The 14503-nt window shown below is 30.4% G+C and carries 9 protein-coding genes; 1 reads left to right on the top strand and 8 read right to left on the bottom strand.

Going from position 1 to position 14503, the window contains the following annotated elements; translation table 11 throughout:
• Window positions 1-62 precede the first annotated feature (62 nt).
• Entirely contained in the window at window positions 63-947 is an 885-nt protein-coding gene (locus BN2409_RS06665; protein WP_053955862.1) for a LysR family transcriptional regulator, read from the top strand.
• A 63-nt stretch (window positions 948-1010) separates the two neighbouring features.
• Here BN2409_RS06665 and BN2409_RS06660 read toward each other — a convergent pair whose 3' ends face one another.
• From BN2409_RS06660 to guaB, 8 genes are all read right to left on the bottom strand, one after another.
• Window positions 1011-2375, bottom strand: coding sequence for an aldehyde dehydrogenase family protein (locus BN2409_RS06660; RefSeq protein ID WP_053955861.1), 1365 nt, complete (start codon window positions 2373-2375; stop codon window positions 1011-1013).
• A 180-nt stretch (window positions 2376-2555) separates the two neighbouring features.
• The gene (locus BN2409_RS06655) at window positions 2556-3932 is read right to left on the bottom strand and encodes an alanine/glycine:cation symporter family protein (RefSeq protein ID WP_053955860.1); all 1377 of its coding nucleotides are present in this window, start codon (window positions 3930-3932) and stop codon (window positions 2556-2558) included.
• Between the two features lie 468 nt (window positions 3933-4400).
• A complete protein-coding gene (locus BN2409_RS06650) occupies window positions 4401-4847 on the bottom strand; it encodes a hypothetical protein (protein ID WP_053955859.1) in 447 nt (148 codons plus the stop codon).
• Between the two features lie 138 nt (window positions 4848-4985).
• Window positions 4986-6182: a restriction endonuclease subunit S gene (locus tag BN2409_RS06645; RefSeq protein WP_053955858.1), complete on the bottom strand. Its 1197-nt coding sequence runs from the start codon at window positions 6180-6182 to the stop codon at window positions 4986-4988.
• Window position 6183: 1 nt separating this feature from the next.
• Window positions 6184-7683: a type I restriction-modification system subunit M gene (locus tag BN2409_RS06640; protein ID WP_053955857.1), complete on the bottom strand. Its 1500-nt coding sequence runs from the start codon at window positions 7681-7683 to the stop codon at window positions 6184-6186.
• A gap of 20 nt (window positions 7684-7703) precedes the next feature.
• Window positions 7704-11012 (bottom strand): type I restriction endonuclease subunit R, encoded by a 3309-nt coding sequence (locus BN2409_RS06635; RefSeq protein ID WP_053955856.1) that lies wholly within the window; start codon window positions 11010-11012, stop codon window positions 7704-7706.
• Window positions 11013-11449: 437 nt separating this feature from the next.
• Window positions 11450-12985 carry a glutamine-hydrolyzing GMP synthase gene (gene guaA / locus BN2409_RS06630; RefSeq protein WP_053955855.1) on the bottom strand — a complete coding sequence of 512 codons (1536 nt, stop codon included), beginning with the start codon at window positions 12983-12985 and terminating at the stop codon, window positions 11450-11452.
• Between the two features lie 12 nt (window positions 12986-12997).
• Window positions 12998-14458 (bottom strand): IMP dehydrogenase, encoded by a 1461-nt coding sequence (guaB, locus tag BN2409_RS06625; RefSeq protein ID WP_053955854.1) that lies wholly within the window; start codon window positions 14456-14458, stop codon window positions 12998-13000.
• Window positions 14459-14503 lie beyond the last annotated feature (45 nt).

Genomic DNA, 14503 nt, shown 5'->3' with positions numbered 1-14503 from the left:
ACATAATAAAATTAATAAATAAAATTAATACTGTTAATAATATATATTAGGGGTGCTTATAAATGGAAATCAATTTAGAGCTTTATAAAAATTTTTATTATGTAGGAAAATATATGAGTTTTTCTGAGGCAGCTAAAGAATTATATATTTCTCAATCTGCTGTGAGTCAGTCTATTAAGGCCTTAGAAGAAAAATTAGATATTAAACTCTTTGTTCGCCATACAAAAAAAGTCAAATTTACTTCTGAAGGAGAAGCTTTATTTGACTACATAAAAAATGCTTTTCATTTTATTCATTTAGGAGAAAATTTCATTGCATCCATTCATACTTTAGATACAGGAGAAGTAAAAATTGCTGCCAGTGATACGATTTGTAAATATTATCTTTTATCTTATATAAAAAAATTCCATGAAGCTTTTCCAAATATTAAAATTCAACTTATCAATAAACCATCTCCTCTTTGTGCAAATCTTTTGTATGAAGGAAAAGTAGATCTAGCCGTAGTAAATGTTTTTGAGCAAAAAAATAAAGATATAAAATATACAGAAATCAAAAAAATACAAGATGTATTTATTGCAGGGAAATCTTATAAGCACTTAAAAAATGTACAAATTTCTCTAAAAAATCTTGAAAATTATCCTTTTTTAAGTCTTAAAAAGAATTCTACCACTAGAAATTTTTTTGAAGATTTCCTGCAAACCAATCAAGTATCTATCTTACCTGAAATTGAATTAGAAAGTATTGATCTTTTAATAGAACTTACTAAAATTGGACTGGGAATATCTTTTGTGATGGAGGATGCTATCCAAACACTTACTAAAACTGATGATATTTTTATATTAAATGTAGTTCCAAAGCCCCCCAGTAGAAGCATAGGAATTTTAACTCACAAAAAAATTCCACTCTCTACTGCTGCAAGAAATTTTTTGAGTTTGTTAATTAATTGACAAATGACAGAGAAAAACCAGCTACTTTCATAGCTGATTTTTCCAAATTTGTTATATTTTTATCTAAGCCCACAATTCTTCATCTGTAGGAACTACTCTATCACATACATAATGTCCGATTCTTGATATATTCATCATATGTTTATAAGTGAAGTTTTCAGATATACTATTATTTCCCCATGATCCACATCCTAGTGTAGTCGTAGGTGCAAATCCATTGAAGAAACTTCCTCCTGCAGTAGTAGAAGACGGTTGATTCACTACCAATCTACTTACTGTAAGATTTAAACCAGCATAATCTATATGTTCTTGATTATTAGAATGAATTGCTGCACTATGTCCTTTTCCTTCTAAGTTTAAATTTGTTTGTGCAATATGAATTCCTTCTTCAAATGTTTTACATTTAAAAGTAGCCATAACAGGACACATTTTTTCTTTGCATAAAACATCTTCATGACCAATTCCATCTGCTTCTATTAAAATAACTTTCACATCTTCTCCTATATTAATTCCTGCAAGCTCTGCAACCTTTTGTGGTGATTGTCCTACTACATCCTTATTAATCACACCATCTATAAATATAGTGTTTCTAAAAGCTTCTTTTTCCTTAGGATCATTTACATAATAAGCACCATTTTTCTTAAATGCTTCTATTAATCCGTCATAATCATCTTCATGCGCAATGACTGTTTGTTCTCCTGAACAGATGATTCCATTGTCAAAAGTTCTTCCAGTGATAATTTTAGTTGCAACATCATCAAAGTCCATCTCTCTATCTACAACTACTTGAACATTTCCTGCCCCTACACCATAGGAAGGTTTTCCACTACTATAAGCAGCTTTTACCATACCCATTCCGCCTGTGGCTACAACTACATCTACAGCATTCATTAATAAATTTGTTTTTTCAATTGATGGTTCTTCAATCACTTGTATTAAATTTTGTGGGGCATTGTATTTTTTAATAGCTTCATTGATTAATTGTACTGTATACGTGCTACATTTTTTAGCTCTTGGATGAGGTGCTATAATGATGGAGTTTCTTCCCTTAATAGCAAACATAGAATTGCACATAGGTGTTACAATAGGATTTGTAGTAGGTGTTACAGCTCCTACAACTCCCATAGGTTTTGCAACTTCCACAATACCATTTTCTGGATCCCTGCCGATAATTCCTACAGATTTTTTCCCTTTTAGACTATTCCAAATCGTTTTAGATTTTCCTTTGTTTTTAGCTACTTTATGTTCATATACACCCATTCCTGTTTCTTCTACAGCCATTTTTGCAAGTTCTTCTGCATGGTCATATACTACTCTTCCTATAGCCTTTACAATTGCATCTACTTGTTCTTGTGTAAAGTTTTCAAATTCTATTTGTGCAGCTCTTGACTTCCCTACTAATTCTTCCATATATTTCCTTGCATCCATCCTTCATCCCTCCACTATTGTTAATGTTTTAACGTTAATATTATAACATGATTTTATTAGCTTTGTCAGTATATTTTCTGAAAAATCTAAAAGTATTATTGTATGCAAAAATACTGAAAATTTTGTATATGATAAAAACCCTAAAGAAGAACACCTTTAGGGTTTTTATCATATATTTTATCATTTTCTATTTTTAATTCTTGCTCCTGGATAATACTTGGGATCATAAAAAAATTCATCTTTAATTTGTCTAATTTCTTTTGTCATAAACAACAGTCCTATCACATTTGGAATAATAACAGCTGCAAGTAAAATGTCAAGGAATTGGTATAAAAATTCTAGTCCTCCAACTGCACCTAAAAAGATGGCAATAATATATACAAACCTCATTATTCTTGAAAATTGAGTTCCAAAAAGATATTCTGCTTGTTTTTCTCCATAATATACAATCACAATAATGGTAGATAATACAAATAAAAGAATACTAATGGTAACAATAGTACCTCCCAATGCTTCTCCCATTAATCCTTGAAAAGCCCTAGCTGGTATAGAAGCAGCTTCTGAAGCAGGAACTGTCTTCCATAATCCTGTCACTAAAACAACTATAGCAGTTGTAGTACATACAACTAATGTATCTACAATAACTTCAAAAATTCCCCACATTGCTTGACGAGCAGGATGATCCGTTACAGCAGCACAGTGAGCTACTGGTGCAGTACCCATACCTGCTTCATTAGAATAAACACCTCTAGCAATCCCCCATCTCATAGTAGCTGCAATTCCTGCTCCAGTAAATCCTCCAGCAGCTGCTATAGGAGTAAACGCATGTTTAAAAATAAGTCCAATTGCCATAGGAAGTTTACTAATATTGGATAATATAATAATTAGAGCTCCTATAAAATATAAAAGTGCCATAAAAGGAACTAATTTTTCTGTTACTTGAGCAATTCTTTTGATTCCTCCGTATACTACTAAACCTACTATAATTGCTACTACTGCTCCTGTTACCCATACTGATATACCTATAGTAGATGCTGTTTGTACAACAGATACGGTTTGTGTTGCAATAGATGGTACAATCTCAATCATCAAACAAAATGCAAATATTCCAGCTAATAATGGAGATTTAAGTCCTTTTCTTAAATAATACATAGGACCTCCAACATATTCTCCTTGTGGATTTTTTTCTCTATATTTTATTCCTAATATAATTTCTGAAAATTTTAATGCAGATCCTAAAATTGCAGTTACCCACATCCAAAATATTGCTCCTGGTCCTCCAAAAGCTATAGCTACTGGAACTCCTACAATATTAGACGCCCCTATCGTTGATGCTAATGCAGAGGTTGCAGCTTGAAATGGAGATATGGTTCCTTCTCCCTCTACTTTTGCAAAGATCTTTCCAAAGGTTTCTTTCATAATAAACGGAAAATAGCGAAATTGAAAAAATCCTAAAGCAAAAGTCATCCATATACCTCCACCTACTAAAATAATCAGCATGGGTATACCCCAAATCCATCCTGAGATTTTCCCAACAAGGGCTAAAAATCCTTCCATGTTTTTTCCTCCTTTATTATATCATTCGAGGCATATTTTTTTATTTTCCTCCTTTCTTTTGTGATTGCCTCATTATAAACTAAGAGTATTAAAATTATGATTCATAAAGCATATTCTTTTTTCTGTTTTTTAAATTTTCTGAAAATATCTTGTAAAATTAATCCATCTCTATTAAAAGCTCTCTTTCTTTTTAAATATATTTAAAATAAAAAAAATGATTCCTATTATATAGAAATCACTTTTCATTTATTTTTATTTAAAATATTTATAATATAATATATACCCATCTAAAAAACCGAAACTACCGTAGCAAAAGCACTAATCACCATCATAGCTGCAATAGTAATAGCTACTGCTTTTTTTGTTTTGGGTTTCATACCTCTCATATTTTTCAACTCCTTTATCATATTCCTCTTTATTCTATTTATATCTTATTTTCTGATAAGTTTCAAGAAGATGAAAAAGTAATTAGTCTAATAATCTTCCTTCTAAGTAAGAATACTTTAAATACTCTGGGTTACTATAATAAACAGATGAATTGAAATCTGAAATTTCATCACTTATAAATGAATCAAATACTTTGAATAAAACATCCAGTAAATTATCTTGTTCTGAAATTATACTTATTATTAATCTCTGATACACTTTTCCTATTGCTTGAACACTTGGAACATTGTATTTACATAATCCAACAGTATCAAAATCACCTTCTGGTATATTAAAATACTCTATTATTTCATCTGAAACTTGGTCAAATGATAGACAATGATTAACCTCTGCAATATCTAATTGTCTTGTTAGTTCTTCCTTACCTAATATTTGAACAATTGTTAACCTTCTATTTTTAGTTTTTCTACCTATAAATTCTATAAGACAACATACATAAAACAAATCATTTTTTTGAGCATCATTCATTAATAACCTCACTTCTTTCAAATTTCAGGCAATTCAACTATTTCACCTGAAGGATGATATAACATAGCGCACTATCCTCCTACTTGTTTTATAGTTATAATAAATATCAAATTTATTATATATAAAAACTCCTCTAATTTAACTAAATAATTCTCCATTAAAAGCCCTTTGCATTAATGAATGAAAGTTATTTTCTAATTCTTCTAAACTCTTTTCCATTTTACATTTCAATTTGTCGGTTTGATTAACAAAATTAACAAATTCAATTTGTATTTTAATCTCAACTATTGGTATATCAATTCCTTTCAACGTATCACTTTTTATACCTTGAATAGTTGCTCCTCTTTTTTGATTATTAAAATACTCTGAATAACTTTCAATAACCTTTTTTAGAAATAATAAATTATATTTATTTGTGTCTATTTCAGTTATTGCCATAATATCTTGATTAGTACACATCGGAATAGCATTTACAGATATTTTTCCTACTCCAACACGCATCCCGAATAACAATGAACCTTCTTTAATTAACTTTGTTGAGCTATTATCAATTGCTTCTTGTGTTATAAACTCAACTGCATCTTTCTCATCTATTAAGTTATTTCCTAATGCAACTGTAGTAATCCATGGAATATCGCCTCTGAAATATTCTGGTTTATTTCTTGTTGGTGTACCACCACTTTTTAAAGAACAAATATCTTTTAACTTAATGGTTTTCCAATTATAACTGTTTGAAATTAAATCCCCAAACATCTCTACAAATCTTGATTTGACTAATTCATCCAATAAATTAATAGCTTCTTTTCTCTTTTCTAAAGCCTTTTCAGCCTTTTCTAAAACCCGAACTATTTTCTTTTGAATTTCTAAGAGAGGTACTGGAATCTCTATACTTAAAATTTGTTTCGAACTTATATTAGGTTGAGCACAACCACTTGCTATTACTTTAATTTTATTCTGAACAAAATCTGATCTTAAATAGTAATATAGATAATTATTATCAAGTATATCCTCACAAATAACATTTAATCTACCTACACGTTGATTTAGTAGAGCTTCAGTGTTATTTTTATACATAGCTAATTTACCTGTAGTAGCACCTGACATAGCTATTAATATATCTTGATTCTTTATAATATATTTATCAAAATCTTGATTTTCAATATCATACCCAATGTTGTTATCTATAACTACATTCCCTTCTACAATATTTCCTATTCTAATAATAGGAGTTTTATTGGGCATAAATTCATCACTTTTAAATGCATATCCACCATCAATTTCAACTACATCCCTAAGTTCTTTTATAATAAATTTGGTGCCATTACTTTCCTTCATCCTACTTCACCATTCCTTTAAGCTCTGCTACATCTTCTAAAATTGATCTTTCTAACTCTTCAATCTTATCTAATATAACCTCTGGTTCTTCGTATACCACTTCTTCATACTCTATTTCCTTATACTTATTAATAGTAAGGTCATAATTATTACCTACTATCTCTTCTTTTTCTACCCAAAACCATTGATCTTCTTTCGTTGGCTCTATAGAGTTATCTTTTTTTACTGCTCTCCATTTTTCTACTATATCTGGAATATCACCATCATGATCAAGCTTGTTTCTTCTATCATCTAATGAAAATCCATCACTTTGCATATCATAAAACCATACTTTATTTGTTTCTCCACCCTTTGTAAATAAAAGTATCGCTGTTGATACTCCTGCATAGGGTTTGAATACTCCTGAAGGCATTGAAATTACTCCTTCTAATGCATTTTCTTCCACTAAATTTTGTCTTATATCCTTATGGGCTTTTGTTGATCCAAATAAAACTCCATCCGGAACGATTACTGCACATCTTCCACCTAAATCAAGTATTCTATCAATAAGCTTCATAAATAAAAGTTCAGTCTTAGTAGTTTTTGCTCCCTTTGCAAGGGTAGAATTTATATCTTCTTTATCTATACTTCCTTTAAAAGGTGGATTTGCTAATACTACTGTATATTTATTTTCTTCTTCATAATTTTTAGATAATGTATCCATTTGTCTTACATTTGGATTATCTACACTATGAAGCATAAGGTTCATTGAAGCGATTCTAACCATTGATGGATCAAAATCAAACCCGTAGAACATTTTAGTCCTAAAATGATTCCAATCTTCACCCTTCATCATATCCCCAATTCTTTTATGAAGATTTCCATCTTCATCCGTAAATACACTTTCAGGATTTGTGTATTTTTCTAATAAATATTCTAATGAATTAATTAAAAATCCAGCAGTACCGCAAGCAGGATCACATATTTCGTCATCAATGGATGGGTCCATAAGGTCAACCATCATTCTTATGATGTGTCTTGGCGTTCTAAACTGACCATTTACTCCTGATGTTGCAAGCTTTGATAAAAGATACTCGTATAAGTCTCCCTTAGTATCTGCATCATCCATATTTATTCCATCTATAAGTCTAACGGATTCTTGAAGTAGAGATGCTTTTGGTATCATAAATACTGCATCCTTCATTTCAGCTGTAAAGCTAGATTCTTCTCCTCCCATAGTCTTTATGAATGGAAAAACCTTTTGAGATACAATATCAAACATTTCATTTACATCTAAATGTCTGAATTCACTCCACTTCATTAACTCTTCTGGAAAAATAGATTGAAATGGTCTACCTATTCTATTGGCTCTTTTTTCATTTGCATTATCCATATCATCTAATCTTTTTATAAACAAAAGATATGATATCTGCTCTATTACAGTCAGAGGGTTAGATATTCCCCCTGACCAAAAGTTATTCCATAATTTATCAATTTTACTTTTAATATCTGGTCCTAACATTGCTTTGACTCCTCCTAAATTTAAGATATATACGTCGCTTTAAATGGTGCTATCAAATCAAAAACATCATCAGCCATTCTTCCAAATATACCATCCACTCCATTTGGACTAAAAGATGTATAGGGTTGGGCAAATAATGCTGCAAAGGATATCCCTTTGTTTTTAGCTATATCATTTTTAATTATTTCTAAAGTTTTAATTTGAGTAGCATTCATTTTTTTATGATGCTTTTGAATAAATTCTTCAAACCTTTTATTTAATTCCATTTCATCAACTCCAACAAACTTTCGAATAATACCAACTATATCCTCTTTATCTATATCTGTTTTACTTGAAAGCTCATCTATACTATAAACAAATTCTTCACCAAATATGGAATATATACCATCTATTTCAGTTTGAGAAAGCTTTTCACCTTTTCTAATTTTCCGAATCACTAACTGGTCATTTAGCTTCTCCTCAATAGCTGATTTTACTCTCTTTTCATAAGGCTCCATATTAGAACCATATAGAACAGAACCCGCACTAATTTCTTTTACTACTCCAGCAGTATCTTTTATATCAAATACTACAAAAGCTCCTGATGTAGCTCCTTTATGTTTCATCAAATCTCTTAGATTGATTCTTATTTCCTCTAATCTTTCATAACTAAGATTCTCCCAACCTGATGGCTCTAATAATGATTTTACAAGTTCTCTTTTTCCATCAAATTGATTTATATTTAATTTAAGTCTTGATAATTTTTCCATAGTCATATTAATTTCTTTAATCAATGAATCTTTATCATTATTCTCAAAGTTTTGAAGTATTCTATATATGGAATTATCAAATGAAATAGCATCTGAATTGTCTTTCGCTTCAATCCATTGTATTAATGGTGCAATCTCTAATTTTAATTTTTTAATAAAGTCTTCACTTAAAGTCTTCCAGTATTCTTCCTTTTTAACCTGTTCTATTTTCTTTCTATTTTTCTTTATTTCTATACTCTCTAATGGTAACTCTTCTATATCTCTTTTTAACTTTTCTACAAAATCATTGCATATATTCTCTTTATTCTTTGACTTATATGTTTCTAAAAGCTTGCACAAAGATTCAAATCTAACTTGCATAGATGTTTTTTGTGGTTTAGGAATAAATCCTTTTGGATTCATTTCAAAGAATTCAAAGTTTTTATATGAGTCAAAAATAACAAACTCCATCTTATCTAATCCATTGTCAAATAGATTATCACATCTTCTTGTTCCTCTACCTATCATCTGCCAAAACTTAACCTTTGAATATATAGGCTTTGCAAATACTAAATTGACTATTTCAGGTACATCTATTCCTGTATCTAATAAGTCTACAGAGATAGCTATTCTAGGAAATTCTTCATTTTTAAAATTTTCTATAAGTCTTTCCTTATCCTTAATACCTGAATAAATAACAGCCGTCATTTTTCCTTTATATTGAGGATACATTTCATTAAATAACGAATCTAATAAATTAGCATGTTTTTTATTTTTAGCAAATATAATTGTTTTCCCTAAATGATCCCCTACTTTAATTCCCTTATCCATTAATGTCTTTAATATAAACTTATTAGTATTCTTATTTGTTATTTTCTTCTCTAATTCTTTTTTATCAAATTCAATTTCATCACCATTATACCCTTCATCATCCACCTGCCTTCTTTGTTCTTCTGTCATTTGGCTATATTTTATTCCTTTTCTTAAAAAGTCAGTAGTAGCATCAATTACTCTTGGCTCAATAAGATATGGAGGTATATGACTCCAAGCTTGGTCTATGGAAAAATTAAATGTAGGGTCTTCATTTTCACAATTAAATAAATCAAAAGTATTTCTTTCTATAAAGTCTACAGGTGTAGCCGTTAGCCCTATAATACGAGAGTCAAAATATTCTAAGATATCTCTATATGTCTTATATATACTTCTATGAGACTCATCACAAATAATAAGGTCAAAGAATCCTACACTAAACTTGCTATAATAATTAATCATAGTTTGATATGTTGAAAAATAAAGTGTAGCCTCTCTATTATCAGAATTTTTTCCAGTAAATCTACAAGATATTTGCTCTGGCATAAAGGTTTTAAAGCTATTTTTATCTTCTTTAGCTTGTCTTACAAGTTCATCTCTATCCGCTAAAAACAATACTCTTTTAGCCCAATTTGCTTCCATCATGCCTTTTGTCAATCCAATAACTGTTCTTGTTTTTCCTGTTCCTGTAGCCATTACTAAAAGGGCTTTTCTAAATCCACTTGAATATTTTTCATATACTCTTTTGATCCCTTCTATTTGATACGGTCTTCCTGCAATATTTTTATCTATTTCAACTTTATTTAAATCCTTCTTATATTTATGTTTAAAAAATAATTCTTCTAAATCTTCTAGTGTATAAAATCCCCAAATTTGTCTTGGCTCACTATACTTATCATCCCACATATATATTTCATATCCATTGGTATAAACAATAATAGGACGAACTTTATAGTCTCTTTCTATGGTATTGGCATACTCTACTGCTTGTTGTCGCCCTATAATAGGATCAACAAAAGATTTCTTAGCCTCTACTACTGCAATTGGTTTACCTTTTTTATCAAACAATACATAATCAACAAATCCTTTTTTACCTGCTTTTTTATGGTCTTCTAAGAGAAACTCTACTTTCACCAATTCATTATTATTAATATTCCATCCTGCATCCTTTAGCATGATGTCTATCAATTTTTTTCTAGTTTCCGCTTCATTAAGCTCTAAGGTTTCTTCTACTTCCTTTTCTACCTTTTTATCATTTTCAGTTTCAACAACTGTTTTTACTTCTTCTTTTACAGATCTTACTTCTTTAATATGTTCCTCTTTTATTTCTTCTTTTTCTTTAGCATACTCTTCTATATTATATGCTGGTGCTTTCGCTTTAACTGGCTTAGGAGTTTTATATGTTAATGGTTTTATTGAAGTATCTTTTGTTACCTTAATATAAAACCAAGCCGATATCCTATACATAGCTACTAAACATTCTAAAGCATCTTTTTTGTTTTCATAGCCTTCATGATTGGCCTTATTTCCATAACGTCTCACTATATCAAACAAATCTGGTATAGCTCCATTTATTCTTGTATTTCTCAAAAGTTTAATCTTATCATCTTGAGTTGAAAATTTATCCACTTCAATTTTTAAAGCTGTTAATATATAATCTATCAGTTGTTCTCCAAACATACGCATCTTTAACATGGATGCATTGCTATCCGTATGAAGATAGTTTTCTGCTTGAGTTCCAAACTTAGCCAATATTTTCCACTTATTATTTAAAAAAGTAAAATTAGACATATTATCCCCCTCATTCACCTCTGCTTTACTATTAAATACTCCTTTATACCATTTTATCATTTTTTAGCTCATTATAGACAATTTTCCCTAGTTTGTCATTTATAAAAACTAACAATACAATTATATATAGAATACAGACTATTGCCAAAGTATATTGTAGCAAAGTCCTAAAATTCGAAACATTTATTGAGAATTTGTGAAAATATAGAATAAGTGAGAAAATCATTAGCATTACACTGTTTGAGCGTAGCGAGTTTATAATGCTATTTTCAACCGTTTCGTCATATTTCCCAAATTTGAAAATCAGTGAAGAATTTTATAACTTTGTCTATAAACTAACACAATTATATATATTGTCTTTTTTCCCTCTAAAAATCAAAAGATAAAACGAAAGCCTACAAATCCTTATTTTATAAAGATTGTAGGCTTTCTATTTTTTATTCCCACTCTATTGTTGAAGGTGGCTTACTTGTTACATCATAAATGATTCTATTTACATTGTCTACTTCATTTACGATACGATTAGATATTTTTTCTAAAACTTCATAAGGAATTCTTGCCCAATCTGAAGTCATTCCATCTGAAGAGGTTACAGCTCTAATTCCTACTGCATGAGAATATGTTCTTTCATCTCCCATTACACCCACACTTCTGATGTTAGGTAAGCAAGTAAAATATTGCCATATTTCTCTATGAAGATTTGCTTTTCTAATTTCTTCTCTTAAAATAGCATCTGATTCTCTTACTATTTCAAGTTTATCTGGTGTAATTTCACCTAGTACACGGATAGCAAGACCTGGTCCTGGGAAAGGTTGTCTCCATACGATTTCTTCTGGAATTTCTAATTCTTCCCCAACTTTTCTTACTTCATCTTTAAATAATTGTCTTAATGGCTCAATTAAAGAAAATTGCATATCTTCTGGTAGTCCACCTACATTGTGATGACTTTTAATTACTGATGCTGTATCTGTACCACTTTCAATAACATCAGGATACACTGTTCCTTGTACAAGATAATCAATCTCTCCAAGTTTGTTAGCTTCTTCTTCAAATACTCTGATAAATTCTTCTCCAATAATCTTTCTCTTTGTTTCTGGATCTGTTACACCTTTTAATCTTCCTAAAAATCTATCTTGTGCATTGACACGAATCAAATTCATATGGAATTTTTCTTTAAATATTTGTTCTACTTGATCTCCTTCGTTTTTTCTAAGAAGTCCATGGTCTACAAATATACAAGTCAATTGATCTCCAATAGCTTTATGAACAAGTACTGCTGCAACAGATGAATCTACTCCCCCAGATAAAGCACAAAGTACTTTTTTATCTCCTACTTTTTCCTTTACTTCTTGAATAGACTTTTGAGTAAAATCATGCATATTCCAAGCTCCACTCAAATTACATACTTCATATAAGAAATTTTTAATGATTTCTTTTCCATTTTCTGTATGTTCTACTTCTGGATGAAATTGCACTGCATATATTTTTTTCTCAACATCTCTCATAGCTGCCACTGGACAATGATCTGTAGTAGCTATAACTTCAAATCCAGGAGCTTCTTTTTCAATAAAATCTGTATGACTCATCCAACATTTTGAAGCATCTTTTATATTCGTAAATATTCCTTCTTTATTTTGAATATTTAAATTTACTCTTCCATATTCTCTAGTATTTGCTCTTGTTACTTTTCCACCAAGTAAGTGGGCAATCAATTGTCCCCCATAGCAAATTCCAAGAATCGGAATTCCTAATTCAAATATTTCCTTTGTGATACTAGGAGCATTTTCTGCATATGCACTTGCTGGTCCTCCTGTAAAAATAAATCCCTTTGGATCTTTTTCTTTTATTTTTTCTAAAGAAGTTGTATAAGGAACTACTTCACAATATACATTAGCTTCTCTTACTCTTCTTGCAATTAATTCCTTATATTGTCCTCCAAAATCAATGACAAGTACTAATTCTTTGCTATTCATATTGGTCCTCCTTTAGCCTCTTACACTATAGTTTGGCGCTTCTTTTGTTATATTTATATCATGAGGATGACTTTCTGTAAGTCCTGCAGAAGTAATTCGAATAAACTTTCCATTTTCTTTTAAATCTTCTATAGTAGGAGTTCCACAATAGCCCATTCCAGCTTTTAGTCCTCCAACCAATTGATAAACAATATCTTTTAAATATCCTCTATAAGGAACCATTCCTTCTACTCCTTCAGGAACAAATTTTTTCGCATCTTCTTGGAAATATCTATCTTTGCTTCCTGCTGCCATAGCACTTGTTGATCCCATTCCTCTATATACTTTAAAGTTTCTTCCTTTATAGATCACAGTTTCTCCTGGACTTTCTTCTGTTCCTGCAAATAATGATCCGAACATACATACACTAGCTCCTGCTGCAATAGCCTTTGGAATATCTCCTGAATATTTAATTCCTCCATCCGCAATTACTGGAATACCATATTTTTTAGCCATCTTTGAGCAATCATATACAGCTGTAATTTGAGGAACTCCAATTCCTGCTACTACTCTTGTTGTACAAATAGATCCTGGTCCTATTCCTACCTTTACTGCATCTGCTCCAGCTTTTATTAATTCTTCTGTAGCTTCAGCAGTAGCTACATTTCCTGCTATTAATTCTACATTTGGGAAAGTAGTTTTTATTTTTTTGACTGCCTCAAGTACCCCTTGTGAATGTCCATGAGCTGTATCAATAACAATCACATCTACGCCTGCCTTAACAATTGCCTCTGCTCTTTCCATCATATCTCCAGTTATTCCTATAGCAGCACCTACTATTAATCTTCCTCTTTCATCTTTGGCTGAATTAGGATACTTAATTGTTTTTTCTATATCTTTAATTGTAATGAGTCCTTTTAAATATCCTTCCTCATCTATAATAGGAAGCTTTTCTATTTTTCTACTTTTTAATACTTTTTCTGCTTCTTCCATAGAAATACCTTCTCTTGCTGTTACCAAATTTTCTTTGGTCATCACATCTCCGATTTTCTTCATTACATTATTTTCAAATCTAATATCTCGATTGGTAAGTATTCCTACTAGCTTTTTATTTTCATCTGTAATAGGCACTCCTGAAATATGATATCTTTCCATTAATTTTAAAGCATCATCAATTAAATGCTCTGGAGATAAATAAAATGGATCTACAATAACACCATGCTCGCTTCTTTTTACTTTGTCTACTTCTAACGCTTGTTCTTCAATAGACATATTTTTATGAATGATTCCTATTCCACCTTCTCTTGCAATAGCAATAGCTAACTTTGCCTCTGTTACTGTATCCATTCCCGCACTCATAAAAGGAATATTTAATTTTATTTTTTTTGTTAAATTTGTTTTTGTTTGTACATCTTTTGGCAACACATTAGATTTTTGAGGAATTAAAAGCACATCATCAAAGGTTAATCCTTCTTTTACAAACTTATCTTCCATGTGATTCATCCTTTCTTTTATCTTTTAGTATAGTTTTAGTCAGTA

The organism is Inediibacterium massiliense (assembly GCF_001282725.1).
GTDB lineage: Bacteria > Bacillota > Clostridia > Peptostreptococcales > Thermotaleaceae > Anaerophilus > Anaerophilus massiliensis.
Note: the sequence above shows the minus strand (reverse complement) of the source record. Positions and strands in the feature narration are given on the sequence as shown.